Source organism: Candidatus Pseudomonas phytovorans (assembly GCA_029202525.1).
GTDB classification, from domain to species: domain Bacteria; phylum Pseudomonadota; class Gammaproteobacteria; order Pseudomonadales; family Pseudomonadaceae; genus Aquipseudomonas; species Aquipseudomonas phytovorans.
In genome coordinates, this window is the sequence record CP119325.1 from 4,947,682 (window position 1) to 4,972,704 (window position 25,023).

A 25,023-nucleotide genomic window follows, 5' to 3' on the forward strand; every position below is an offset into this window, starting at 1 on the left:
GTGCCCGGCTGCCAGCGGGGCGAATCGGGGGGCTTACTTCACCGGCACGCGGGCGATCATGTGCGGTGGCCGCAGGAACTCGAAATCGCAGCCCTTGTCCGCCTGGGTGATCTGCTCGTAGAACAGCTTGCGGTAGCCGCGCTCTGCATCCACCGGTTTGGGCAACTGCAGGTCATTCCGGCGTGACTGCAGCTGCGCCTCGCTGACCAGCAACTCGATGCTACGGTGTTGCACACTGAGGCGAATGCGATCACCGCTGCGTACCAGCGCCAGCGGCCCGCCAAGGGCTGCTTCGGGTGTGACATGCAGCACGATAGTGCCCGCAGCAGTACCGCTCATGCGGCCGTCGGAGATACGCACCATGTCCTTGACGCCCGCCTTGGCCAGTTTCTTCGGGATGGGCAGGTAACCCGCCTCGGGCATGCCTGGGGCACCGATTGGGCCGATGTTCTTCAGCACCAACACGTCATCGGCATTCACGTCCAGCTCAGGGTCGTCAATCCGTTGGGCCATGTCTTCGGAGTTCTCGAAGACCACGGCGCGACCTTCATGCTCCATCAACTGTGGGTTTGCCGCCGACTGTTTGATGATCGCACCGTTCGGTGCCAGGTTGCCCTTGAGGAAGGCGATACCGCCTGCCGGGTAGATCGGGTTGGCGAAACTGCGGACCACGTCCTGCTTGTATTCCGGGAAATCTTCAAGTTCCTCACCCAGCGTGCGACCACTGACGGTCAGGGTGTCCAAGTGCAGCTGCGGCTTCAGCTCACGCAACACCGTTTGCAGGCCACCGGCGCGGTGAAGGTCTTCCATATAGTGCTGGCCCGATGGTTTGAGGTCGACCAGCACCGGGGTTTCGCGGCTCATGCGGTCGAATGCTTCCAGGTCGATTTCATAACCCATGCGCCCGGCAATGGCGGTGAGGTGGATAATGCCGTTGGTCGAGCCGCCGATTGCCAGCAAAACCCGCAGGGCGTTCTCGAACGCCTTCTCGGTCAGTATCTTGTCTGGCGTCAGGCCATTGCGCGCCATGATCACCGCCCGCCGCCCGCTTTCCTCGGCGATGCGGATACGGTCACTGGTGACTGCCGGTGGTGTGGCTCCGCCGGGCAGCACGATACCCAGCGCTTCGCCAATGCAGGCCATGGTGCTGGCGGTGCCCATCACCGAGCAGGTGCCGATGCTGGCCACCAGCTTGTTGTTCACTTCGTTGATTTCCTGCTCGTCGATTTCCTCGCCACGGAAGCGGCCCCAGAAACGCCGGCAATCGGTACACGCGCCGACCCGTTCGCCGCGGTGCCCGCCGGTGAGCATGGAGCCGGTAACAAGCTGGATCATCGGCACATTGGCCGAGGCCGCGCCCATCAGCTGCGCTGGCACGGTCTTGTCGCAACCACCGATCAGCACCACAGCATCCATTGGCTGGGCCCTGATCATTTCTTCGGTGTCCATGGCCATCAGGTTGCGCAGATACATGCTGGTGGGCTGCGAAAAGCTTTCAGCGATGGAAATGGTCGGGAAGTCTATGGCCAGCCCTCCTTCCATCATCACCCCACGCTTGACCGCCTCAATCAGTTGCGGCGCGTTGCCGTGGCAAGGGTTGTAGCCGCTGCCGGTATTGGCGATACCGATGATGGTGCGGTCAAGAGCATCGTCGCTGTAGCCGGCGCCTTTGATGAAGGCCTTGCGCAGGAAGAGTGCAAAGCCGGTATCTCCGTAATTGGTTAACCCTTTACGGATGCCGGTCGGCTTGATGACAGGGGATTTATCAGGCATGGCTCACCTACCAGTACATTATTGGATTTATCATCGACATGATTATTGATAATCCGTCTGAGCGAATGAAAACACGATCACGATGGTTGCGCAAGCACGCTTCATCGCCCCACTCGCGCCAGCCACTGCTGCGAATCAGCGCAATTTGTGGCAGTCTCAGGCTTTGATCAGCCCGCAACGCCAAGGCATCGACCCATGCAGCTGCTTGACCCCGTCACCCCCGCCATCGGCCTGGAAGAGGCCGTGCGCATTCTTGAAGAAGAGATCGTCCTGGGCTTTCTGCACCCGCGTGAGCGCTTGGTCGAGGATGACCTGCTCGAACGTTTCGGCCTCAAGCGGCATGTGGTGCGCCAGGTATTGGTCGAGTTGGAGCGCATGGGGCTGGTGGAGCGCAAGCGCAACGTCGGCGCACTGGTGAAGGCCTATACCGCCAAGGAGGTCGAAGACCTGTACGCCGTGCGTGAGCTGCTGGAGTGCCAGTGCGTACGTCTGATCAAATTCCCGGTGGCCAGTAGCGCCCTGGAAGTCCTGATTGCCACCCAACACACGCACGATGCCATGGTCCAGTCAGGCAACCTGCGTGGAGCCTTTCGCGCCAACATGCGTTTTCATGAGTTGCTGTTCGGCCTTTCCGACAACCCGGTGCTGCTGGCGGCAATACAGGATCATGCGCAACGTGCGCATTCGGTTCGCTCATCGTCGCTGGTGGTGGCAGAGCAATTGGAGCGGGCGCGCCGAGAACACTGGCAGCTCATCGAAGCCTTGCAGCAGGGCAATGTGGAAAGACTGGCACAGGTGTGCAGCGATCACCTGAAGCCGTCGCGGGACACCTATCTGGCGGCTTACCACCGTCGGGCTGGCCAGTGACACCCTGCATTCATGATGCCGACACTCGTACGATGGCCACTCACTGGTCCCCTAGCTGCACATGAGCCTGCCCGCCAGGGCAGGACCGCGAGGCGCACACCGCGATGCACCGCAAAGCCAAACCGCTACCACCTTCCGACTGGGTGATCCGCAGTGCTCAGCCGGTTGGCATCGAACGTATCGAGGCCTGGTTCGGTAGCCACGGCTACGACCCGCATCGCCATGACACCTATTCGATCGGCCGCACCTTGGCCGGTGTGCAGAGCTTTCACTACAAGGGTTCACTGCGCCACGGCATACCGGGAAACACGCTGGTGCTGCACCCTGACGAACTGCATGACGGCATGGCCGGTACCGACGCAGGCTTTCGCTATCGCATGGCCTACATCGACCCGGCACTGATCCAGAACGTGCTGGGGGGCCAACCGCTGCCCTTCATCGCTGGCGGGCTGTCCAGCGACCCACGCCTGTACCAGGCCAGCGAAGCGTTGGTGCAGGCCGTGGACCACGCACTGGAGCCACTAGAGGAACAGGACGCCCTGTACGACCTGGCAATGGCCATGCTGGCAGTCGGCGGCAAGCCGCGCGGTCGCAAGCGCCTGGACTACCAGGCCGCCGAACGTGCCCGCATTTTCATCATGGAGCACCTGCACCTGGGTATTACCCTGGACATGCTCGAACAGGCCAGTGGCCGCGAGCGCTGGAGTTTGTCGCGCGACTTTCGCACGCTGTACGGCACCAGCCCCTATCGCTTCGTCACCCTGCGCCGCCTGGACGGTTTTCGCCGCATGATCCTCGACGGCTTCAGCCTGGTCGATGCCGCCCTCGCAGCCGGCTTTCATGACCAAAGCCACATGACCCGCCACTTCACCCGCTGCTACGGCGTACCGCCCTTGCGCTGGCTGGAACGCCTGCGCCTCACCCGCTGACTTGCAGGATCGTACAAGAATCCCGCTACTCCTGATCGCTAGGCTGACCACTCCACTAACCGAGGATTTGTCATGCCTGAAGCCCGTCCCCCATCCCAGCCTGTGAACCTGCTGCACAAAGCGTCGCTGATCGAACAACAATGGAGCCCCAGGGTCGTTGCCGAAATGAACGATTACCAGTTCAAGGTGGTGCGTATCGAAGGCGAGTTCATCTGGCACGCGCACCCGGAAACCGACGAAGCATTTCTCGTGCTGGAGGGCACGTTGCGCATCGACCTGCCGGAGGGCTGCGTGCACATTCACCCAGGGGAACTCTATGTCGTACCACGCGGGGTCGAACACCGCACCGCCGCTCAAGGCCAAGCGAAACTGATGATGATTGAGCCACGGGGCATCCTGAACACCGGGCATGAAGGGGGTGAGCGCACGGCGGTGAATGATCTCTGGATCTGATCCGAAAAGACCGCTGTCAGTCGCTACCGCGTTTGACAATGCAATAATTCGCCTTATTCATCCAGAAAACAGCCATTTTTCTTCATGGCAATCCATTCCCGGGCCACCCTTCGCAAACTCGATACAGATTCACCGCCGTATAATCGAATCCAATATCGAGGATGTCTGCATGCAAGCACTGGGAATGGATTACGACCACGGCGATGAAGTCGCCAGCCACTGCCACGCCGAAGACCAGCTGATCTACGCCGCCAGCGGCGTAATGCGGGTCAGTAGCGAGGGTGGCAACTGGGTGATTCCCGGCGGGCATGCGTTATGGGTGCCGGGCGGGGTCAGCCATGCCATCCGCATGCAGGGCGTGGTGTGCATGCGTACCCTGCTGCTCGATGCGCATATTGATCGTTGCCAGGTGATCGTGGTGTCCGGCTTGCTGCGTGAGCTGATCCTGGCTGCGTCGCGCATGCTCGACCTGCGTGACGGCGAGCATGCACGGGCGCTGATCCTGGGCGAGTTGGCCGCGGCCAGGCGCATCGATGCCTTCGTGCCCACGCCACAACACCCGCGCCTGCGCGCCTGGTGCGAGCGTTTCCTGCAGGACCCGGCCCAGGACCTGACCCTGGAGCAATGCGGCGCACAGCTGAACATGAGTGCACGCAGCGTAGCTCGGCTGTTCCAGCGCGAGGTGGGCATGTCGTATGGCGAGTGGCGCGCCCGGGCCCGGGTGATGCTCAGCCAGCAATGCCTGGCAGATGGCCAGCCAATCCTCAACGTGGCGCTGGGGCACGGCTACCAGAGCGCCAGCGCGTTTACCGCCATGTTCAAGCGCATCCTCGGCCACGCGCCAAGCGACTGGCAAAACAGCGCGGTACGCGGCGACTGAGCCGCAGGTTGTCCCGGTTGCGCGCAGGGTTGTCCCGCTTGCGACAGCGCCGTTATCCCCACCCTCGTTAACCTCGCATCACCACCTTTGAGCGACATGTGTGATGCCTTTAAAGTACTCCACCCCCTTCCCTGCCCGGCTTGGCGCCGCGCTTGGCATGCTCGCCGTGCTGGCGGCGTGTGCCCGGCAACCGGCGCCTGCCGAGCCACCCGCACCGCTGCAGACAAACCCGCTGGCGAGCGTGCCGGCTGGCGTCAGCCGGCAAGCTCTGCCCGAGCAATGGTGGGCACTGTTCCAGGACCCGCAACTCAACCGCTGGGTACAACAAGCCTTGGCGCACAACCAGGACCTGGCACAGGCCGAGGCCAATGTGCAGGCGATGCTGGCCGGTATCGGCGAATTCGACGCACGCCGCTGGCCATCGACGTCAGTGGACGTTGCTGCGACCTACGGCAAGAGCGCCGATGACCAGACCCTGGCCGAGGCAACCGACACCCACGCGCCGTCGCAATGGCAATTCAGCCCGGGCATCGAGCTGGCCTATCAGGTAGACGTGTGGGGCCAGGTGCGCGCTGCCATCGAGCGTGCCCGGGCACAAGCCGACGCCAGTGCTGCGGCACGGGACCTGGTGCGCCTGCACGTGGTTACCCAGACCAGCCGCGCCTACCTCGACCAATGCATCTATGCCGCACGATTTGACCAGGCACAGCAGTCGCTGCAAACCCTCGACCGCAGCGTGCAGCTCAGCGAACGCCAGCATCAGGCCGGCGTGGCCACTGCCCTCGACGGTGAGCGCCTGCTGGGGTTGCGCGAACAGGTACGGGCGCGACTGCCGGTGCTAGCCGCCCGGCAACAGATGGCACTTTACGAGCTGAGCATGCTGAGCGGCCAGCCGTCCGTGGCCGAGGCAAGCACCTGTGCAGCCATCCCCAGCTTGTCGGTGCCTCTGCCGGTTGGCGATGGCTGGCAGTTGCTGGAGCGCCGGCCGGATGTACGCCAGGCCGAGCGGGAACTGCAGGTTGCCAGCCTGGAGACCGATATTGCCCGGGCGGACCTGTATCCAAAGGTTAGCTTCGGCGCCTCGCTGACGTCGTCGGAACATCACCTTGGCAACCTTGGCGACAGTCGTGCGGTGATGTTCGGCATTGGCCCGCTGATTCGCTGGGAGTTCCCCAACATCAAGGCCAACCGCGCCCGGGTTGGCAAGGCCGAGGCCTTGCAACAGGCGCAGGTGGCCCACTACCACGGCGTGGCGCTGAACGCGCTGAAGGACGTGCGCCAGGCGCTGGCGCGTTACGACGGTGAGCGGCAGCGCCTGCAGGCACTGGATGCGGCGCTGGGGCACAGCGAGCGTGGTTTTGCCCTGGCCAAGGGTAATTACCGCGCCGGGACTGTGGACGGGTTGGCCCTGCTCGACAGCGAGCGCGAACTGATTCGCCTGAGGGCCAGCCAGGTAGAGGCCCGAGGGCGGCTGGCGCAAGCGCAGGTCAACCTGTTCCGCGCGCTGGGTGGGCGTTGGTAGCAGACGCCAATTCAAATGGGGCCGCTGTGCGGCCCTTCGCGGGCACGCCCGCTCCCACAGGGAACGCGTTATCTGCAACCGCTGCACGGTTCCTGTGGGAGCGGGCGTGCCCGCGAAGGGCTGCAAAGCAGCCCCTGACATCGAGAATGGAAACCGAACATGAATGTCGCCGTAGAACAAACCGCACCAGCCGAGACTGCACAGCAAGCCACAGCCAGATTCCGTCGCCGCCTTGCCTACATCGCTGGCGGCAGCCTGGCAGCCATCACCCTGCTCGTCTTCGGCAGCTACTGGCTCACCACCGGCCGCTACCTGGAAACCACCGACGATGCCTACATCCGCGCCGACTGGGTGGCCCTGAGCCCCCGTGTGGCCGGCTATGTGGCCAAGGTCGAAGTGGCGGACGACCAGCCGGTGAAGGCCGGCGATGTGCTGGTACGCCTGCAAAGCCGCGACTACCACGCCCGCCTCGACCAGGCCCAGGCCGGTGTGGCCGAGGCGCAGGCAGCACTGGCCGCCGCCCGGGCCAGCCAGCAGGTGGCATCCGCACAGATCAACCAGCAACAGCATGCCATCCAGCAGGCGGAGGCGGCCGTGCACAGCGCCACCGCCGAACAGCGCCGCAGCGCACTGGATGTGCTGCGTTACCGTGGCCTGGTACGCGATGACGCAGCCACCGCCCAACGCCTGGAAACCGCCAACGCCCAGGCCGCCCAGGCGCAAGCCACGCTGCAGGGCGCCCATGCCGCGTTACGCGAACAACACGCACGGCTGGTCTTGGCCAAGGCCCTGTCAGCCCAGACCGACGCCGAACTGCAACAACGTGCGGCCGCCTTGACCCAGACACAGGCTCTCCAACAACTGGCCGAGCAGGATGAGCAGGACACCGTGATCCGTGCCCCCATCACTGGTGTAATCGGCCAACGCCGCGTACGCGCTGGCCAATATGTAGTACCGGGCCAGCCGCTGCTGGCTGTGGTGCCTGTGCAGCAGGCCTACGTGGTGGCCAACTACAAGGAAACCCAACTGGCCCACATGCGCCCTGGACAGCCGGTGGAAATCCGCGTCGACAGCTTCGCCGGCCAGTCACTGCATGGCCGTGTGGCCAGTTTTTCGCCGGCCTCCGGCAATGTCTTCGCATTGCTGCCGTCGGACAACGCCACCGGCAATTTCACCAAGATCGTCCAGCGCTTCCCGGTGCGCATCCTGCTCGACAGACCGCTGGATGGCCCGCACGTGCTGCCCGGCATGTCGGTGATAACCACCCCCTGCCGAGGTTGCCGATGACCACTGAACAACCGGTCTCGCTGCGTGCCTGGGTTGCCGTGCTCGGCGGCCTGCTCGGCTGCTTCATGGCCGGCATGAACGTGCATGTCACCAGCGCTGCGCTGCCGGAAATCCGTGGTTCGCTGGGCGCCAGCTTTGAAGAAGGCTCGTGGATCTCCACCGCTTACCTGGTGGCAGAAATCGTGATGATTCCGCTGACCGCCTGGCTGGTTGAAGTGTTCTCGCTGCGCCGGGTGATGTGGACCGGCTCGCTGATCTTTCTGCTGGCCTCGGTGGCCTGTTCGTGGGCACCCAACCTGGAGGCGATGATTACCCTTCGGGTGGTTCAGGGCGCCGCTGGCGCGGTGCTGATCCCGCTGTCGTTCCAGCTGATCATCACCGAACTGCCGGCCAGCAAGATGGCCATGGGCATGGCACTGTTCAGCCTGGCCAATAGCGTGGCACAGGCAGCCGGGCCGTCGATTGGCGGCTGGCTGACCGATGCTTATTCATGGCGCTGGATCTTCTACTTGCAGTTGTTCCCCGGTATCGCACTGCTGCTTGCCATCGGCTGGTCGATCGAGGCCAGGCCGATGAAGCTTGAGCTGTTGCGCAAGGGCGACTGGCTGGGTATCGCGGCCATGGTCGTCGGCCTGGGTGGCCTGCAGATCGTGCTTGAAGAAGGTGGCCGGCTGGACTGGTTCGGCTCGCCGTTCATCGTCACCATGAGCGTGGCCGCCGGCATCGCCCTGGTGGTTTTTGTGGTGACTCAGCTGTTCGGCCAGCGCGCATTCATCAACCTGCGTTTGCTTGGGCGCTACAACTTCGGCGTCGCCAGTGTGGCCATGTTCGTCTTTGGCGGCGCCACCTTCGGCCTGGTGTTCCTGGTGCCCAACTACCTGTCGCAATTGCAGGGTTTCAGCGCGCACGACGTGGGCGTGGCGCTGATCGCCTATGGCGTGGTGCAACTGCTGCTGGCGCCGTTGATGCCCCGGCTGATGGGCTGGACCAGCGCCAAGTTCATGGTCGCCAGCGGCTTTTTGATCATGGCCCTGGGCTGCTGGCTGGGGGCAAGCCTGAGCGCCGACAGTGCCGACAACGTGATCATCCCGTCGACGGTGGTGCGCGGTATCGGCCAGCCATTCATCATGGTGGCGTTGTCGGTGCTGGCGGTGGCCGGGCTGGACAAGCGCGAGGCGGGGTCCGCTTCGGCGGTGTTCTCGATGCTACGCAATCTTGGCGGCGCGATCGGTACAGCCGGGCTGACACAACTGGTGGCGACCCGTGAGCGCTTTCATAGCGAGCGCATTCACGAGCAGGTGACGGTGTTTGAACCTGGTGTGCAGGAACGGCTTAACCAGACAGTGCAAAGCTGGTTGCCGCACCAGCAGCAGATGCTGGAGGGGTTGGCGGGGACCATTCGCCGAGAGGCGTACCTGATGGCCTACAGTGATGCGTTCTACCTGGCATGCCTGGCGTTGGTGGGGTGTGCAGTCGCAGCATTGCTGCTTCGGACCCGGCAGCAGACTTGATACCGAAACTACCGTCTTACACGGCCAGTCAGTTAAATCACAGTGGCAGCCATTGGGGCTGCTTCGCAGCCCATCGCCGGCAAGCCGGGCTCCCACAGGTACGGTGTAGACCTCAAGGTTTGCGCGGTCCCTGTGGGAGCTGGCTTGCCGGCGATGGGCCGCAAAGCGGCCCCAATTGCTTAGCGTCATGCCCGCTGTTCAGTGTTTAGAGTACCGCCCCAGGCGCCCTGCCCAGCACCCGCGAATACTCTTCACGCGCTGTCTGCTCGGTAAACTCCCCCGCCCACTTGGCCACCACCACCGTCGCCACGCTGTTGCCGATGGTGTTGCAGGTAGCCATGGCCATGGACATGAAGCGGTACACGCCAAACAGCAGCGCCAGCCCTTCAACCGGCAGCACGCCAATGGCCGTTACCGTGGCGGCGAACACCACAAAGCTGCCACCCGACACCGCCGCCGCGCCTTTGGAGGTCACCAGCATGATCGCCAGAATGCCCAGCTGCTGCTCCCAGCCCAGCGGCACGCCGTAGGCATTGGCAATGAACAGCACGCACATCGACATGTAGATCGAGGTGCCATCGAGGTTGAAGGCATAGCCGGTCGGCAGCACCAGGCCGACGCTCTGCTTGGAGCAGCCAAAGCGCTCAAGCTTTTGCAGCAGCCGTGGCAGTGCACTTTCCGACGACGCGGTCCCCAGCACGATGAAGATCTCGTCCTTGATGTACTTCAAAAAGCGCCACAGGCTGAACCCCGACAACCGGCACACGGCGCCCAGCACCACGAACAGGAAGAAGGCGATCGCCAGGTAGAACATCAGCACCAGGTTGGCCAGCGACATAAGCACTGCCGAGCCATTGCTGCCCACCGCGTAGGCCACCGAACCGAATGCGCCCAGCGGGGCGAACTTCATGATCAGGTTGATGAACTCGAAGAAGCATTCCGACACCCGGTTCAGGCCATCTTCGACCACCGCCCGGCGCTCGTGCTTCAAGGCCAGCAGGGCAAAGCCGAACAGCACCGCGATCACCAGCACCTGCAACAACTGGCCACCGGCAAAGGCACCGACGAAGTTGTCCGGGAAGATGTTGTAGATGAAGTCCATGGTCGAAGCCGGCGCGTGGCCTTTGGCGACTGCTGCGCTGGCGGCAGCCGAGGCGGCACTGCTGGCGTGGGCGCCATGCATGCCCGAGCCGATGCTGATCAGGTTGCCCCACAGCAGGCCCAGCGCCAGGGCGAAGGTGGACAACAGCTCGAAGTACACCAGTGCGCGCCAGCCGACTTTGCCGACGCGTTTGATGTCACCCGCCGAGGCAATGCCGTGAACCACGGTGAAGAACACCAGCGGCGCGACTGCGGTCTTGATCAGCTTGAGAAAGATATCCCCGAGGATCTTGAACTTGGCAGCAAGCTCGGGGGCAAGGAAACCGAAGGCGATACCGAGCAGCATCGCGGCAATGACCTGGAAGGTCAGGTCCTTGTACAGCGGCTTTTTAGCAGTGGAAGACATGGCTGTATTCTCATTGTTCTTGTAAAAAAGCACAGGACGGGGCTCGATCATGACCGGGCCCCTTACAGATCAGCGGGCGACGGCGCCTGGGCGGGCCAGCGCCTGGTCGACCATCTGCGGCGCCAGGCCCAGATAATTGGTCGGGTCGCACAGTTGCTCCAAGGTGGCTAGGTCGACATGCGCAGTAGCCTCGCCCTGAGCCTTCAACGCCTCCAGCAGGCTGATGCCCTGGTCGTTGGCCATGCGGCAGGCGGCGTAGACCACGTCGTGCGCCACCTGGCGGCCGAGCGCCGGGGCCAGGCCCATCATCACCGCTTCAGCCACGATCAGGCCCTGGGTCATGTCGAGGTTCTTGCGCATGCGCTCGGTACGCACGTCCAGGCCGGCCAGCATGAAGCGCGCCTGCGCCAGCGAGGCACCGGTCAGGGCGAAGGCTTCAGGGATGGCAATCCATTCGGCCTGCCACGGGCCGGTGGAGCGCTCGAAGTCCTGGATCATCGCATCAAGCATCAGCCCGGCCTGCTGGCGCACGCCCTTGGCGGCGGCATACATCAGCTCGCAGGAAATCGGGTTGCGCTTCTGCGGCATGGTACTGCTGGCGCCACGGCCCTTGACGAACGGCTCGTAGGCTTCGCCCAGTTCGCTGGTCATCATCATCATGATGTCCAGCGCCACCTTGCCTAGCGAGGCGCTGACCAGGCCAAGGAAGTTCAGGGTTTCGGCCAGGCCGTCGCGGGCTACGTGCCAAGTGGCCTGCGGTACACCCAGGCCCAGTTCGGCCATCAGCGCCGCCTGCACTTCCAGGCCCTTGTCGCCGAGCGAAGCCAATGTACCGGCGGCACCGGCAAACTGCCCCACTTCCACCCGCGGGCGCAGCTCGACCAGGCGTTCGGCATGGCGGTCGAACATGCTCAACCATACCGCGCACTTGTAGCCGAAGGTGATCGGCAGCGCATGCTGCAGGTGGGTGCGGCCGGCCATCGGTGTGTCGCGGTAGCGCAGTGCCAACTCGGCCAGCAGGCCACGCACGGCCTGGACATCGCGCTCGACGATGGCCAGCGCGGCACGTACCTGCAGGACCACGGCGGTGTCCATGATGTCCTGGGTAGTCGCGCCCCAGTGCACGTAGCGGCCAGCTTCGCCGCACAGCTTCGACAGTTGCTCGACCAGCGGCAGGATCGGATAGCCGACGATTTCAGTCTCGTGCTGCATCAGCACCAGGTCCAGTGCCTCGTAGCGCGACAGCTCGGCAATCTGCACGGCGGCTTCGGCAGGGATGACGCCGCAACGGGCTTCGGCCTTGGCCAAGGCCACTTCCACTTCGATGTAACGCTCGATCAGCGATTTGTCGGAGAACACCGCACGCATTTCGGCGGTGCCGAACATGTCGCGGAACAGGGTGGAATCGAAAACGGTGGTGGACATGGGCAGGGATCCTGAAATGTTATTTTTTGACCGGACATATTGTTTATGTCCGTACATAATTCTTGCCCTGTCACTGATACACTGTCAACCGATGAAATTTGCGAGACAGACCAAAGGTATGAACCCGACCCGCTACACCACCGTGGCAAAGGACTTGATGGAAGGCATCGCCAGCGGCCGCTACCCGGTGGGCAGCCTGCTGCCGACCGAGTTCGAGCTGTGCGACCTGTACAGTGTCAGCCGGCATACGGTGCGCGCGGCGATCGAGCAGTTGCTCAATCAGGGGCTGGTATCGCGGCGCAAGCGAGTGGGTACCCGGGTCGAGGCCAGCAGCCCGCGCGGCGGTTATTCGCAGTCGCTGGCCAGCGTGGCCGACCTGGCCCACCTGGCCGAAACCCAGCAGCGGGAAATTCAGGACGTGCGCCACTTTGTCGCCGACCTGAGCGAGGCGGCGCGGTTGGGGTTGGTACCGGGGGAGCATTACTTCTGCGTGTCGAGCATTCGCGTTGATCGCGCGCACAATGCGGCGCCCCTGTGCTGGACCGATGTATACGCGCAGCGCGACTATGCCGAGGTGATCGAACGGGCCCGCGAGCACCCCGACCAACTGATCGCAGGCTTGATCGAGCAGCACTATGGCCGGGCGATCGCGGTGGTCGATCAGCAGGTGCGGGCAGTGCTGCTGACCCCGGAAATGGCCCGGGCACTGAAGGCCGAGGCGGGTTCACCGGGGTTGAAGATCATCCGCCATTACCGCGAGGAGAATGGTGATTTGATGGCGGTGTCTGAAACCGTGCACCCGGATGACCGCTTTACCCTGGTGACCCAGATGCGCCGGGATCGTTCTGCATCCTGATCGCGCACTCGGGGCCGCTGCGCGGCCCATCGCCGGCAAGCCAGCTCCCACAGGGACTACGTCAGGCTTGAACGCTGCGCCGTTTCTGTGGGAGCTGGCTTGCCGGCGATGGGCTGCGAAGCAGCCCTAATGGCCCTGACCGACGACCACAATGCATAGCCCTGCTTCTGCGCTTCACATCCCCAACACCCGCTCCACCTCCTGCAACTGCCGGGTGCGCACCGTCACCACCCTGTGATCCCGCGCCAGCCAGGCATAGATCGTCGGCAACACGAACAGGGTAAACAACGTCCCCACCAGCATCCCGCACACAATCACCGCCCCCAGCCCAAAGCGGCTGTTGGCCCCGGCGCCGCTGGCAAACAGTAGCGGCAGCACGCCGAAGGTCATCGCCGCCGTGGTCATCAGCACCGGCCGCAAACGTATCTGCGCGGCACGAACGATGGCAGCAGCACGGTCGAGGTTGTCGCGCACCTGAATCTCGTTGGCAAACTCCACCATCAGGATGCCGTGTTTGCTGATCAGGCCGATCAGCGTCACCAGGCCAATCTGCGTGTAAATGTTCAACGTGGCCCAGCCAAGGGCCAGCGGCAGCAGCGCACCGCAGATCGACAGCGGCACGGTCACCAGAATGATCAGCGGGTCGACCAGGCTTTCATACTGCGCCGCCAACACCAGGTAGATCACAACAAGCGCGGCAAGAAATGCCCACATCAAGGCAAAACCTTCCTGCACGTATTGGCGCGATTCCGATTGCCAGTCATGGCTGAACCCAGGCGGCAGGTCGGCGGTGAGCCGTTCGAGAAATGCCACGGCGTTGCCCATCGACACACCCGGGGCCGGGATTGCCTGCAGGGTACTGGCGTTCTGCTGATCGAACTGCAACAGGCGATTGGGCGCCACTTCGATATCCAGGTGCACCACGGTGGCCAGCGGCACCAGGCTGCCATCCTCGGCGCGCACGTACTGACGGTTCAGCGCCGCTGGCGTCAGGCGCTGGTCCTGAATGCTCTGCGGGATCACGTCATACGAGCGCCCGAACAGGGCGAAGCGGTTGAGGTACTGCTCGCCTACCAGCACACCCAGCGACTCGCCAATGGCCTGCATGCTGATGCCCAGGCTCGCCGCCTTGGCCCGGTCGACGCGCACCTTGACCACCGGGTTGTTGTAGTCGAGGTCGCTGTCCACCACGGCGAACAAGCCACTGTCGCGGGCGCGCTGCTTGAGCCCTTCCATGGTCTGGTACAGCTCGGGGTAATCCTGGGCGCTGCGCAGCACCATCTGCACCGGCAGGCCGCCACTGGAGCCCGGCAGCGACGCAACCTGAAAGGCGAAGATGCTGCTGCCTTCGATATCTGCCACAGCCTGCTGCAACTGCGCCTGCACCTGTGCGGCGGAACGTTCGCGCGCCTGCCAGGCGCTGAGGTTGATGCCACCGAAGCTGGCGGCCGGGCCATCGGTGCCGTTGATGATCCAGGTATCGGTGGTTTCGCTGATCGACTTCATCACCTTGTCCAGCCTCAGGGCAAAGTGCTCCACGTAGTCCAGGCTGGCATGCTGCGGCGACTTGATGGCGGTCAGCACCGCCGCCTGGTCCTCGGGCGGGGCAAGCTCGCGCTGGGGCAGCAGGTACAGCCAGGGCAGGCTCAGGCACACCAGCAGCGCCACACCACCGCTGATCCAGCGATGCGACAGGGTGTAGGCCAGCACCCGCCCATAGGCTCCAGTCACCGCAGCAAACAACCGATCGGCCATGTTGGCCATCGCGCCATGCTGCTGACCAGGTTGCAACAACAACGAGCTCATCACCGGCGACAAAGTCAGCGCCACGATGCCGGACACAATCACCGCCCCCGCCAAGGTCAGCGCGAATTCGCGGAACAGCGTGCCGGTCAGCCCGCCCATCAACCCGATCGGCGCATACACCGCCGCCAGGGTCAGGGTCATGGCAATGACCGGCCCGGCGATTTCCCGCGCTCCGGCCAATGCCGCAGCGACCGGCGACTTGCCCTCTTCGATATGGCGGTGCACGTTCTCCACCACCACGATGGCATCGTCCACCACCAGGCCGATGGCCAGCACCATCGCCAGCAAGGTCAGCAGGTTGAGGCTGAAGCCGAACAGCAGCATCAGGCCGGCGGCACCCAGCATCGACAGCGGAATCGCCACCACCGCGATCAGCACACTGCGCAGCGAACCCAGGCACAGCCAGATCACCAGCACCACGATCAGCATCGCCTCCACCAGGGTGCGCAGTACCTCATTGATCGAAGCATCGATGAAGCGCGCGGTCTCATAGGCCAGCGCCACCGTCACGCCGGGTGGCAAGGTCTGCTGGATCTGCGGCAGCAACTGGCGAATGCCCTCGACGATCACCAGCGGGTTGCCGCTCGGCGTGGGGAACAGCCCCAGGTGCACGGCTGGCTTGCCGTCCATGGTGGCGCTGGTCTGGGTGGCCGCCGCGCTCAACTCGACAGTGCCGACATCACGCAGGCGTACCAGGTCGGTGCCATCGTTGCGGATGATCAGCTCCCGGAAGTCCTCGACCTGGGTCAGGTCGGTGTCTACCTGGATATCGGCCAGCACGTACTGCCCGCGCACCTGGCCCGGCGTGGCCTGGTAGTTGTTGGCACGTACTGCCTGCGCCACATCTGCGGCGGTCACACCGCGCCCGGCCATCTGTTCGCTGTCCAGCCACAGGCGCATGGCCAGTCGCTGCCCGCCGAACGATTGCACTTTGGCCACGCCGTCAATGCCGGAAAACTGCGGTTCCACCACCCGCGACAGGTAATCGCTCAGTTCCGGTATCGACAGGCTGTCGCTGGCAAAGCCCACGTAGGCCACGGCCGTGGAGTCGCCTGCCGACAGCTCGACCACCGGGTCGTAGGCCTTTTCCGGCAAGCGATAGCGCACCTGGTTGACCTTGGCCATGGTCTCGGCCAGCGCCTGGGTCGAATCGCGGTTGAGCACCATGCGCAGGGTGATCTGGCTGCGCCCCTGCTGCGACGACGAGGACAGGTAGTCGATGCCTTCGACCGACGACACGGCCTGGGTAATCGGCTGGGTCACGAAACCCTGCATCAGCTCGGCAGAGGCGCCGGGGTACTCGGTGCTGATGGTAATGGTCGAGCTTTCCAGCAACGGGTACTGGCGGATCGGCAGCTTGCCCATGGCAAACAGCCCCAGCAGGATGATCAGGCTGCTGACCACCAGCGCCAGCACCGGGCGGCGCACGAAGAGGTCAGTAAACTTCATGGCTGGCGCCCTCCCAGGTTGGCCTGCAGGCTGTCCTGCGCCACGGGTTCGACCGGCATGCCGTCACTCAGCTTCAACTGGCCGGACACCACCACCCGGTCACCGGGCGCCAGGCCGGAGGTCACTTCCACCCGCCCCTGCCAGCGCTCACCGGTGGTTACCCGCACCCGGCTGACCCGGGTGCCCTGCGCCGGGGTTTGGGTTGCAACGAACACTGTCTGGCCATAGGCGGTGTAGGTGATCGCGGTTTCCGGCACAGCCAGTACGGTCGACGACTGCGCGGCATCCAGGCGCACGGCGGCGTACATGCCCGGCTGCAACTGCCCGTGCGGGTTCGGCAAGGCTGCCTGCACCTGCACCAGGCGCGCCTTGCTGACCACCGGGTCGACCGCCACCACTCTGGCCTGAAAATCTTGCCCGCGCACCGCGTCCACTGTCAGTGCCAGCATTTGCCCGACGAACACTTCAGGTACGGCCTGCTCGCCCAAGGCAAAATTCACATGCAGCTGGCTGATATCAGCCAGGCTGACGATGGACTCACCAGCGCCCAGGTACTGGCCCTGATGCACCCGGCGAATACCCAGTTTGCCGGCAAACGGCGCGCGGATGGCCTTCTGCGCGATCAGCGCCTCGACATGCTGGAGCTCACCGCGGGCCACATCCACAGCAGTGGCGGCGTTGTCCAGCAGCTCCTGCGACACGGCATTCATTGCCCGCAATTTGCGGCTGCGCTGCAGCACCACTTCAGCGTTACGCAGCCTGGCCCGCAATTGCACCCGCTGGGCCTGCTCGGGCGCGTCGTTGAGCTGCACCAACAACTGCCCGACAGCCACTGCCTGCCCCGACTCGAAGGCGATGCGGGTAATACGCCCCGCCGTCTCGGCCGCCACCTGCACCTGATTGACCGCTTCCAGCTCCCCCGAAGCGAAGTTCTGCCGCGCCAACGGCACTTGCTCGGCCATGGCCAGCGCCACCTTGGTCGCTGGCCACGCTGCCACAGCAGGTGGCGCCGAACCGCTCCCCACTAACGCATAGGCAGTGGCCAGCACTCCGGCAACAGCGCCGGCCCAGGCCAATAACGTCCGTTTGTTCATGCACAGCTCCGATCATGGGGAAAGCGGTTGCGGGGAAGATCGGGCAGGACTATAAGAGCTAAACTTAACTTGAGGTCAACAGGCATGGCAGCGGACAACACGCGAATGCTCACAGTGGGCGAAGTGGCCAGGCGCAGCGGCGTGGCGGTGTCTGCGCTGCACTTCTACGAAACCAAGGGGCTGATCGCCAGCGTCCGCACCGCAGGCAACCAACGCCGCTATCCTTCACTGGTGCTGCGTACACTGGCGATCATCAAGGTGGCGCAGCGCACCGGTATTCCGCTGGAGGAAATCAAGCAGGCATTCAGCCTTTATGCGCCCAACAGCAAACTGACGGCGGCGCAGTGGGGCGAGATGTCCACGGCCTGGCGCGAGGACCTGAACGCCCGCATCCGCACCCTGGAGGCGTTGCGCGACAGCCTGGACAACTGCATTGGCTGCGGATGTCTGTCGCTGGAAGACTGCCCGCTGCGCAACCCCGAGGATGTGCTGGGCAAGGAAGGTACCGGGGCGCGCATCCTTGAGAAGAAAGCCCGCTAGCCTCACCCTTTTCAAGCCATGTGCGATCCGATTGGAACCATTGCGGCCCTTCACCGCCCTAACCCTGTGCTGTTAACCCGAGCCGCTTACAGGAAGGAACTGAGCCATCATGAAACGCGAACAGATCGAAGGTGTTGCAGAGAACCTTGCAGGCAAGGCGCAGAGCGCTGTAGGCCGACTGGTCGAAGACCCGGCGCTGGAAGCCGAAGGCGATGGCCGCCAGGCCGCAGGCCAGCTGACCAAGACCTATGGTGATGCCCTGGACACGGTGTCTTCGTTCGTCAAGGAAAAACCGTTCGCCGCGCTGGCCATCACGGCTGGCGTCACGCTGCTGGTGTCTCGCCTGCTGCGCCGCTGAACAGGGCACCGCAGGCAGGGCCAGGGCCGGATATGCCATCCGGCCCGCGCCATCACCAGATGGCAACGTCGTAGGTAAGGTACAAGCGGTTGCTGTCGCGCCCACGGGCGAAATCCGAGCGATAGACATAGTTGCGCAACTTCACCCCCAGCCCTTTCAGCGGCCCGGCCTGCACCACGTAGGCAATCTCGGCATCACGCTCCCACTCCTTGATGCCCTCTGCCCCCGAGCGGCCGTTGTCTCCACTCAGGTAGCGCGCCATGAAGGTCAGCCCTGGCACACCGGCAGCCGCAAAGTTGTAGCCATAGCTGGCCATCCAGGTCTTTTCTTCTTCCTCGACGAACTTGCCAATGCCAACGTTGCTGAACGAATACACCGTCGCCCCGCTGATGTACGGCAGCCCCGCTTCGCCATCGAGCACCTGATAGCCGACGCCAACGGTATGGCCGGAGTGGGCATAGGCCAACTGCCCACTGAGCATGTCATTGTCGATGTTGCCACCAGCAGCGGCGCCACTGTCACGGCTTTTGAAATAGCGCAGATCCGTGGTCAGTACCCCGCCGGCCAGCGGCAGCTCGTGCACCAGCCCGGCAAAATCCTGGCGATAGAAGTGCTCCAGCTGACCATGAAAGTAGCTCAGGCGCAGTTGCTTGCTCACTGCATAATCGGCGCCGGCGAAGTTGAAGTCGCCCGACTCGCCACCCGCATACCCATCCAGGTACAGGCCGGTGCTATCCGATGAGTCACGCTGCTTGAAGCGCTCCAGTTGCCCCGCTGTCAGTGCCAGCCCGCTGATATCCGTACTGGTCAGTTGCGTGCCCTGATACGTTTGCGGCAGCAGCCGCGCATCGTTGTAGACCAGCACCGGCGTCTTGGGCAGCAACGTGCCGTGCTTGAGCACAGACTTGCCAAGGCGAGCCTTGGCCGTTACCCCGGCGCTGGCGAACGCTTGCGCCGCACGGCCATCGTCATGCACCGGCAAAAGGCCCGTGCCACTGCGCCCGCGAGCGGAGTCGAGCCGGATACCCAGCAGGCCGAGGGCATCGAACCCCACGCCCAGCGCACTTGGCGTATATCCCGACTGGTAGTCGAGCAGAAAGCCCTGCGCCCATTCGACCCGCTCACTTTTGGCAGTAGCGGCTGCGCGCGTACTCATGCCCTGCTCATCGCGGAAGTTTTCATTGAAGTAGACATTGCGTAGCTGCAACTTGAGCGTGCTGTCTTCGATAAATCCAGCTGCGCCGGCAACAGGCAGCCAGCCGCAAAGCAGGCCACAGGTGGCCCCACGGAATACAGCTCGGGACATGATCGGTACTCTATTGTTGTTATTTGAAAGTGCGCAAACAGGGCTCAGACGAAGAACGACAAAGCACCTGTAAGCAGGGCCAGCGCGGTGATCACCAGCGAGGTGAGCACGGCCCATTTGAAGGTGGCCTTCTGGAAGTCACCGATGTCACGGTCGACCATGCCCACCAGCAGCAGCGTCGAAGCCACCAGCGGGCTCATCAGGTGCACCGGCTGGCCGAGGACCGAGGCGCGGGCAATTTCCAGCGGGTCGATGCCGTAGGCCGCTGCGGCATTGGCCAGGATCGGCACCACGCCAAAGTAATAAGCGTCGTTGGACAGCACAAAGGTCAGCGGCATGCTGGTCAGCGCCACCACCAACGGGAACCAGTGGCCCCACTCTTTAGGAATCCAGTCCACCAGGGTTTGCGCCAGGGCGTCGACCATCTTGGTGCCCGAGAAAATCCCGGCAAAGATACCCGCGGCGAACACCAGCAGCACCACGGTCATGGCGTTACCCGAGTGCGCCAGAATGCGCTCCTTCTGTAGTTCCAGCTGTGGGTAGTTGATCATCAGCGCAGCGACGAAACCTATCATGAACAAAATGGCGGCATGCATCAGCCCCATCACCAGTGCAGCCATGACGGCGATCACCAACACCAGGTTTACATAGGCCAAGCGTGGGCGCTTGCACGGGTTGTCGCCGAGAATTTCCTTGATGTAGCAGTTGCCACCGCCAGACTCCAGGGCGATGTTGCCGATGCGCCGGCGTTCGGTGCGCCCCAGCAGGAAGGCAGTGAAAACCACCCAGGCTGCACCGCCGATCATGGTCGGCAGCATCGGGATGAAGTACTCGCTGGCGTCCAGCCCAAGCGCGGCGATGGCCCGCGTCGCCGGCCCGCCCCAGGGGCTCAGGCCGCTCATGATGCTCAGCGACAGCATCGACACCGTGGCCAGAATCATCGGGTTCATGCCGATGCGTTTGTACAGCGGCAGCATGGCCGCACAGGTAATCATGTAGGTGGTGGTGCCGTCGCCGTCCAGCGCCACCAGCAGTGACAGCAGTGCAGTGCCGATGGCGATCTTGACCGGGTCGCCGTTTACCCGCTTGAGGATCTTGCGGATCAGCGGATCGAACAGGCCGGCATCGATCATCAGGCCGAAGAACAGGATGGCAAACAGCAGCAGCGCGGCCGATGGCGCGACCATTTTCAAGCCGTCGAGCATCATCTTGCCCAGTTCGGGGGCAAAGCCGCCGATGACGGCGAAAACGATCGGGACAACGGTCAGTGCAACGATAGGCGACAGGCGCTTGCTCATGATCAGGTAGGTGAACGTCACCACCATGATCAGGCCCAGGAGTGCGAGCATGGTCTTTCTCTCTTGTTTTTATTATGCGTGGCCGCCCGCCGGGCAGGCAGCCCCCTACCCCACTCGGCATCGCGGTGATGTCGAGTGGAATTTTAAGTCAGGCTTGGGTAAAGCGACGGGTGTTCAGCTGTGGCGCCGTGGCTCTGCGGGCCAGGCAGCCTGGGCGGGTGCAGGCGCAACTGGCTGCTCGGCTTGCACGCCATCCAGGGTACGCAGCAGGGTGTCCCGTTCACAGGCGTTTTCGGACAGCGAAATCACCACGGTGGCCACCGCATTGCTGGCAAGGCTGGTCAGCGCCCGGGCTTCGGACATGAAGCGATCGACACCGATCAGCAGGGCCAGGCCAGCCAGCGGAATGTCGTGAATCACGGTGAGGGTCGAGGCCAGCGCAACGAAACCGCTGCCTGTCACCCCGGCCGCGCCCTTGGACGACAGCAGCATGATCGCCAGCATGGTCAGCGTCTGCCCCAGGGTGATATCGATGTTGCACGCCTGGGCAATGAAGATGGCCGCCAGTGACAGGTAGATGGCGGTGCCATCGAGGTTGAACGAGTAGCCGGTTGGCAACACCAGGCCGACCACACCTTTCTTGCAGCCCAGCTTTTCGAGCTTTTCCAGCATGCGTGGCAGCACCGGCTCGGTGGAGGAAGTACCCAGCACCACCAGGAATTCCTCGCGGAAATAGCGCAGCAGTTTCCACAGGCTGAAGCCGTGGGCACGGCAGATGCCCCCCAGCACAACCAGTACGAAGAACGCGCAGGCGATGTACAGCGTACCCACCAGCTTGGCCAGGGCACCCAGCGAGGTGATGCCGTATTGCCCGACAGTAAAGGCCAGCGCACCGAAGGCACCGACCGGGGCGAAGCGCATCAGGTAGCCGAAAATGCGGAACACCATGGTCGAGGCCGACTCCAGTACATCGAGTACAGGCTTGCCCTTGTCGCCCATGGACGACAGGGCAAAACCGCTGAGCACGGCGATAAACAGCACCGGCAGCACTTCGCCCTTGTTGAAGGCGCCGATGAACGTATCGGGAATGATGTGCATGAAGAAATCGACCACACCCAGCTTGGCTGCCGAGGCGGTGTACTGGCTGAGGCCTTCGGTGCTGAGGGTGGCAGGGTCGATGTTCATGCCCGCACCGGGTTCGAACAGGTACACCGCCGCCAGGCCGATCACCAGGCTGACCACTGTCAGGCCCAGGAACAGCAGCAGCGTCTTGCTCATCAGGCGCCCCAACGAACGCTTGTCGGTCATCCCGGCAATGCCGGTGACAATGGTGCAGAACACCACCGGGGCGATCATCATCTTGATCAGCTTGATGAAGGCATCACCCAGGGGCTTGAGCGCCACGGCCTGTTGCGCCCAAAAGTGGCCGACCAACACACCCAGCAAAACGGCGCAGAGGATCTGGAAATACAGCGATTTGGCGAGTTTCATGAGGCATCACCATTGTTGAAATTGTGCGGATGCGCTTTGTGCATGTATGGAACTGGCGGCATGGCCGCCTTCGACTACCCTGCCAGCCTGCGCAAGGTAGGGGCGTAGACAAAGCCTGAGAAGAGCCGCCGGGCGGTTCGTACCACCGACACCTGGGTAGTCTTGCCGTCGGCACCACTGCGCGACAGCGCCACATCGATACCGCCGCTCGGGTGCTCCAGGCGCACTTCGGTCAACTGCCGGGCCTCATCACCAAGCAGATCGCCGAGGACCGTGCCGGCGCTGACGCAGGCAGTCGCCAGCCCTACCGCCCCGGTGATGGCCAAGGCGCGGTGGCAGTTGTGCGGCATGAAGTAACGCACCTGCAACGTGCCGTCGTAACGTGGCGCAGACACCAGCACCGGCTTTGGGATGACCATGCCACTGACGTCGCCAAGGCCCATGGCCCTGCCGGCTTTCAGGCGCAGCGCTTCGAGGCGCTTCAGCAACTGGGCATTGGCATCGAGTTCTGCAGGGGTTTCCGACCCCGTTACCCCCAGTTGACTGGCTTGCACGACTATCATCGGCATGGCCATGTCGATGCAGGTCACCGGCACGCCATCGATCACATCCGTGGCCGCGCCAGTGGGGAACAGTTTGCCGGTCTTGCTACCCACTGCATCGAGGAAGGTCAGGTGCACCGGGGCGGCAGTGCCCGGTACGCCATCGATCGCCGTGCGGCCTTCGTAGCGCACGATGCCGCCGGGGGTCTCTACCAGCGAGTTGACCAAGGTACCGGTGTTCAGGTTGCGGATGCGAACCAAGGTCTTGCCGTCCTCGCCTTTCACCAGGCCTTGTTCGATGGCGAACGGGCCCACGGCACACAGCATGTTGCCGCAATTGGGCGCGGTGTCGACACGGCGTTGGGCAACCATCACCTGAACGAACAGGTAATCGACATCAGCATCGGCATGCAACGAAGGGCTGACGATCGCCACTTTGCTGGTCTGCGGGCTACCGCCACCGATGCCGTCGATTTCCAGCTCATGGCCGGAGCCCATCAGGTTGATCAGCAACTCGTCGCGTTCGACCACATTGGCAGGCAGGTCCCAGGCGTGGAAGAACGGCCCTTTCGAGGTACCACCGCGCATGAGTACGCAAGGAATTCGCTGCATGATTTTGCACTCTTGTTGATCAATGGACATCATTGATGCTGTGAACAAAAGAGTGACAGGGATGGATAAATCAATCCAATGCAAATATCGTAGCCATTATTGCAATTTAAACATCAATCAGACGCAGCGCGAGTAGCAGAGCTTCTTATGGAATATGAGCTGCAAGACATCCGATCTTTCGTGAAAATCGCCGAACTCGGCAGCTTCCACGAGGCCGCCGAAGCACTTCACCTGTCCCAACCGGCCTTGAGCCGACGGATCAAGAAGCTGGAGGAAGGCCTCGGCACCTCGCTACTGGAGCGCACTACCCGCCGGGTCAGCCTGACCAGCGTGGGCCGCGACTTCCTGCCCAAGGCCAGGCGACTGCTGGATGATTTTGAAGACTCGATCCTCAGCATCCGTGAGCTGGCCGAACGCCAGACCGGCCAGGTAACCCTCGCCTGCATTCCCACCGCAGCGTTCTACTTCCTGCCGTCGGTGATCCGCGATTACAACGAGCAATACCCGAAAATCCGCATTCGCCTGCTGGACCTCAGCGCCAACGATGGGCTGGAAGCGGTGCTGCGCGGCGAAGCCGACTTCGGCATCAACATGATGAGTGGCCAGCACCCGGACATCGAGTTTGTCTCACTGGTGCAGGAGCACTTTGTACTGGCCTGCAGGCGGGATCACCCCCTGGCGAACCGCGCATCCGTTACCTGGACAGAGCTGGCTGACTACCGCCTGATCGGCGTCGGCCGCCTGAGCGGCAACCGCATGCTGCTGGACCATGCGTTGTCCGGGCTCAACCTGCGGCCCAAATGGTTCTACGAAGTGCAACACCTGTCCACGTCGCTGGGCATGGTCGAGGCCGGGCTGGGTGTATCGGCCATGCCTACCCTGGCCATGCCCGACGCCGACCACCCGACGCTGGTCAGCGTGCCGCTGATCGAGCCGCAGGTCAGTCGCACCTTGGGGCTGGTGTACCGGCGCGGCGCATCGTTGTCGCCTGCGGCGGAAAAGTTCGTTTCGATCCTTCTGCAGCAGTGGCCCAACCGTTGAATCACCGCTGCACAGGCAGGCGAGGTCAGGCGTCCTTGCCCAGCACAAGTTGTTCAAAATGCTCGATGTGCTCATCCACGTTGTCTTCGAGCATCATCCGGTATTGCTCGCAGAAGTACTTCAAAATTTCCTCCCGGGCTGCCGCCAGTTCCGCGCCGCTCTTGAAGCTGCGGGCGCTCATCCAGGCGCTGAAACGCGCGGCGCCGAAGGTCAGCGAGGCGCTCACCTTGCCCAGGTCTTCGAATTTTTCAATCTGCTGGTTGGCCAGGTCGATGTGCGCATCGGCGCGGTCATAGAAGGCCTGATCGGTCGCTTGGGTCATTGCGGTTCACCTTGTCACGGAAGCCCAAGCCTTGCATGGCGGCGCGCATACGTGCAAGGCTGAAAAAGGATCAACGACACAACCAGACAGGAAGCAAAGCACCTTATGCTTGGAATCACACGTATCCATCGCTACTTGCGCCCACTGCCTGCAA

Annotated in this window: 21 protein-coding genes; 11 read left to right on the top strand and 10 right to left on the bottom strand. The window is 63.2% G+C overall.

Annotated features, from left to right (window positions below; all coding sequences use genetic code 11):
• Positions 1-33 precede the first annotated feature (33 nt).
• Positions 34-1,773, bottom strand: coding sequence for a dihydroxy-acid dehydratase (locus P0Y58_21705; protein ID WEK29496.1), 1,740 nt, complete (start codon positions 1,771-1,773; stop codon positions 34-36).
• Positions 1,774-1,968: 195 nt separating this feature from the next.
• Here P0Y58_21705 and P0Y58_21710 point away from each other — a divergent pair, with 195 nt between their 5' ends.
• The 7 genes from P0Y58_21710 (at position 1,969) to P0Y58_21740 (ending at position 9,222) form a co-directional block, all read left to right on the top strand.
• Positions 1,969-2,640 carry a GntR family transcriptional regulator gene (locus tag P0Y58_21710; protein ID WEK29497.1) on the top strand — a complete coding sequence of 224 codons (672 nt, stop codon included), beginning with the start codon at positions 1,969-1,971 and terminating at the stop codon, positions 2,638-2,640.
• Positions 2,641-2,744: 104 nt separating this feature from the next.
• Positions 2,745-3,569 (top strand): AraC family transcriptional regulator, encoded by an 825-nt coding sequence (locus P0Y58_21715; GenBank protein WEK29498.1) that lies wholly within the window; start codon positions 2,745-2,747, stop codon positions 3,567-3,569.
• Positions 3,570-3,641: 72 nt separating this feature from the next.
• Positions 3,642-4,022: a cupin domain-containing protein gene (locus P0Y58_21720; protein WEK29499.1), complete on the top strand. Its 381-nt coding sequence runs from the start codon at positions 3,642-3,644 to the stop codon at positions 4,020-4,022.
• Between the two features lie 169 nt (positions 4,023-4,191).
• The gene (locus P0Y58_21725) at positions 4,192-4,902 is read left to right on the top strand and encodes a helix-turn-helix transcriptional regulator (GenBank protein ID WEK29500.1); all 711 of its coding nucleotides are present in this window, start codon (positions 4,192-4,194) and stop codon (positions 4,900-4,902) included.
• Between the two features lie 103 nt (positions 4,903-5,005).
• Positions 5,006-6,424, top strand: coding sequence for a TolC family protein (locus P0Y58_21730; protein WEK29501.1), 1,419 nt, complete (start codon positions 5,006-5,008; stop codon positions 6,422-6,424).
• A 159-nt stretch (positions 6,425-6,583) separates the two neighbouring features.
• Entirely contained in the window at positions 6,584-7,711 is a 1,128-nt protein-coding gene (locus P0Y58_21735) for an HlyD family secretion protein (protein WEK29502.1), read from the top strand.
• Entirely contained in the window at positions 7,708-9,222 is a 1,515-nt protein-coding gene (locus P0Y58_21740; protein WEK29503.1) for a DHA2 family efflux MFS transporter permease subunit, read from the top strand. Before P0Y58_21735 ends, P0Y58_21740 begins: the two co-directional genes overlap by 4 nt.
• A 205-nt stretch (positions 9,223-9,427) precedes the next feature.
• Here P0Y58_21740 and P0Y58_21745 read toward each other — a convergent pair whose 3' ends face one another.
• A complete protein-coding gene (locus P0Y58_21745) occupies positions 9,428-10,729 on the bottom strand; it encodes a cation:dicarboxylase symporter family transporter (GenBank protein WEK29504.1) in 1,302 nt (433 codons plus the stop codon).
• Positions 10,730-10,798: 69 nt separating this feature from the next.
• Positions 10,799-12,154, bottom strand: a complete 1,356-nt coding sequence (locus P0Y58_21750; GenBank protein ID WEK29505.1) for an adenylosuccinate lyase family protein — start codon at positions 12,152-12,154, stop codon at positions 10,799-10,801.
• Positions 12,155-12,272: 118 nt separating this feature from the next.
• Here P0Y58_21750 and P0Y58_21755 point away from each other — a divergent pair, with 118 nt between their 5' ends.
• Entirely contained in the window at positions 12,273-13,010 is a 738-nt protein-coding gene (locus P0Y58_21755; GenBank protein ID WEK29506.1) for a GntR family transcriptional regulator, read from the top strand.
• 174 nt (positions 13,011-13,184) lie between these two features.
• Here the strand turns inward: P0Y58_21755 and P0Y58_21760 are convergent, their stop codons facing one another.
• Together P0Y58_21760 and P0Y58_21765 are read right to left on the bottom strand one after the other, a co-directional pair.
• Positions 13,185-16,265 carry a MexW/MexI family multidrug efflux RND transporter permease subunit gene (locus tag P0Y58_21760; protein WEK29507.1) on the bottom strand — a complete coding sequence of 1,027 codons (3,081 nt, stop codon included), beginning with the start codon at positions 16,263-16,265 and terminating at the stop codon, positions 13,185-13,187.
• A complete protein-coding gene (locus P0Y58_21765; protein ID WEK29508.1) occupies positions 16,262-17,359 on the bottom strand; it encodes an efflux RND transporter periplasmic adaptor subunit in 1,098 nt (365 codons plus the stop codon). Before P0Y58_21765 ends, P0Y58_21760 begins: the two co-directional genes overlap by 4 nt.
• Positions 17,360-17,443: 84 nt before the next feature.
• On the opposite strand from P0Y58_21765, the gene soxR reads away from it, so the two are divergent.
• The gene (gene soxR / locus P0Y58_21770) at positions 17,444-17,899 is read left to right on the top strand and encodes a redox-sensitive transcriptional activator SoxR (protein ID WEK29509.1); all 456 of its coding nucleotides are present in this window, start codon (positions 17,444-17,446) and stop codon (positions 17,897-17,899) included.
• A gap of 109 nt (positions 17,900-18,008) precedes the next feature.
• The gene (locus P0Y58_21775) at positions 18,009-18,257 is read left to right on the top strand and encodes a CsbD family protein (GenBank protein ID WEK29510.1); all 249 of its coding nucleotides are present in this window, start codon (positions 18,009-18,011) and stop codon (positions 18,255-18,257) included.
• Positions 18,258-18,309: 52 nt separating this feature from the next.
• Here P0Y58_21775 and P0Y58_21780 read toward each other — a convergent pair whose 3' ends face one another.
• The 4 genes from P0Y58_21780 to P0Y58_21795 form a co-directional block, all read right to left on the bottom strand.
• Positions 18,310-19,563 (bottom strand): OprD family porin, encoded by a 1,254-nt coding sequence (locus P0Y58_21780; protein WEK29511.1) that lies wholly within the window; start codon positions 19,561-19,563, stop codon positions 18,310-18,312.
• Between the two features lie 44 nt (positions 19,564-19,607).
• Positions 19,608-20,912 (bottom strand): citrate:proton symporter, encoded by a 1,305-nt coding sequence (locus tag P0Y58_21785; GenBank protein ID WEK29512.1) that lies wholly within the window; start codon positions 20,910-20,912, stop codon positions 19,608-19,610.
• Between the two features lie 123 nt (positions 20,913-21,035).
• Complete coding sequence (locus P0Y58_21790) at positions 21,036-22,352, bottom strand: dicarboxylate/amino acid:cation symporter (protein ID WEK29513.1); 1,317 nt, start codon at positions 22,350-22,352, stop codon at positions 21,036-21,038.
• A gap of 74 nt (positions 22,353-22,426) precedes the next feature.
• Entirely contained in the window at positions 22,427-23,506 is a 1,080-nt protein-coding gene (locus P0Y58_21795; GenBank protein WEK29514.1) for a 4-oxalomesaconate tautomerase, read from the bottom strand.
• Positions 23,507-23,653: 147 nt separating this feature from the next.
• Between P0Y58_21795 and P0Y58_21800 the strand changes: the two genes are divergently transcribed.
• On the top strand, positions 23,654-24,547 hold the full coding sequence (locus tag P0Y58_21800) for a LysR family transcriptional regulator (GenBank protein WEK29515.1): 894 nt from the start codon (positions 23,654-23,656) through the stop codon (positions 24,545-24,547).
• Positions 24,548-24,572: 25 nt separating this feature from the next.
• Here P0Y58_21800 and P0Y58_21805 read toward each other — a convergent pair whose 3' ends face one another.
• Positions 24,573-24,869, bottom strand: a complete 297-nt coding sequence (locus P0Y58_21805; GenBank protein WEK29516.1) for a DUF3144 domain-containing protein — start codon at positions 24,867-24,869, stop codon at positions 24,573-24,575.
• Positions 24,870-25,023 lie beyond the last annotated feature (154 nt).

Excerpts from the sequence above, each read along its gene's own strand:
- P0Y58_21745 (WEK29504.1), bottom strand. The coding sequence starts at position 10,729 with ATGTCTTCCACTGCTAAAAAGCCGCTGTACAAGGACCTGACCTTCCAG.
- P0Y58_21715 (WEK29498.1), top strand. The coding sequence starts at position 2,745 with ATGCACCGCAAAGCCAAACCGCTACCACCTTCCGACTGGGTGATCCGC.
- P0Y58_21705 (WEK29496.1), bottom strand. The coding sequence starts at position 1,773 with ATGCCTGATAAATCCCCTGTCATCAAGCCGACCGGCATCCGTAAAGGG.
- P0Y58_21725 (WEK29500.1), top strand. The coding sequence starts at position 4,192 with ATGCAAGCACTGGGAATGGATTACGACCACGGCGATGAAGTCGCCAGC.
- P0Y58_21795 (WEK29514.1), bottom strand. The coding sequence starts at position 23,506 with ATGCAGCGAATTCCTTGCGTACTCATGCGCGGTGGTACCTCGAAAGGG.
- P0Y58_21790 (WEK29513.1), bottom strand. The coding sequence starts at position 22,352 with ATGAAACTCGCCAAATCGCTGTATTTCCAGATCCTCTGCGCCGTTTTG.
- P0Y58_21800 (WEK29515.1), top strand. The coding sequence starts at position 23,654 with ATGGAATATGAGCTGCAAGACATCCGATCTTTCGTGAAAATCGCCGAA.
- soxR (WEK29509.1), top strand. The coding sequence starts at position 17,444 with ATGGCAGCGGACAACACGCGAATGCTCACAGTGGGCGAAGTGGCCAGG.
- P0Y58_21755 (WEK29506.1), top strand. The coding sequence starts at position 12,273 with ATGAACCCGACCCGCTACACCACCGTGGCAAAGGACTTGATGGAAGGC.
- P0Y58_21780 (WEK29511.1), bottom strand. The coding sequence starts at position 19,563 with ATGTCCCGAGCTGTATTCCGTGGGGCCACCTGTGGCCTGCTTTGCGGC.
- P0Y58_21750 (WEK29505.1), bottom strand. The coding sequence starts at position 12,154 with ATGTCCACCACCGTTTTCGATTCCACCCTGTTCCGCGACATGTTCGGC.
- P0Y58_21735 (WEK29502.1), top strand. The coding sequence starts at position 6,584 with ATGAATGTCGCCGTAGAACAAACCGCACCAGCCGAGACTGCACAGCAA.
- P0Y58_21775 (WEK29510.1), top strand. The coding sequence starts at position 18,009 with ATGAAACGCGAACAGATCGAAGGTGTTGCAGAGAACCTTGCAGGCAAG.
- P0Y58_21720 (WEK29499.1), top strand. The coding sequence starts at position 3,642 with ATGCCTGAAGCCCGTCCCCCATCCCAGCCTGTGAACCTGCTGCACAAA.
- P0Y58_21710 (WEK29497.1), top strand. The coding sequence starts at position 1,969 with ATGCAGCTGCTTGACCCCGTCACCCCCGCCATCGGCCTGGAAGAGGCC.
- P0Y58_21760 (WEK29507.1), bottom strand. The coding sequence starts at position 16,265 with ATGAAGTTTACTGACCTCTTCGTGCGCCGCCCGGTGCTGGCGCTGGTG.
- P0Y58_21740 (WEK29503.1), top strand. The coding sequence starts at position 7,708 with ATGACCACTGAACAACCGGTCTCGCTGCGTGCCTGGGTTGCCGTGCTC.
- P0Y58_21785 (WEK29512.1), bottom strand. The coding sequence starts at position 20,912 with ATGCTCGCACTCCTGGGCCTGATCATGGTGGTGACGTTCACCTACCTG.
- P0Y58_21765 (WEK29508.1), bottom strand. The coding sequence starts at position 17,359 with ATGAACAAACGGACGTTATTGGCCTGGGCCGGCGCTGTTGCCGGAGTG.
- P0Y58_21805 (WEK29516.1), bottom strand. The coding sequence starts at position 24,869 with ATGACCCAAGCGACCGATCAGGCCTTCTATGACCGCGCCGATGCGCAC.
- P0Y58_21730 (WEK29501.1), top strand. The coding sequence starts at position 5,006 with ATGCCTTTAAAGTACTCCACCCCCTTCCCTGCCCGGCTTGGCGCCGCG.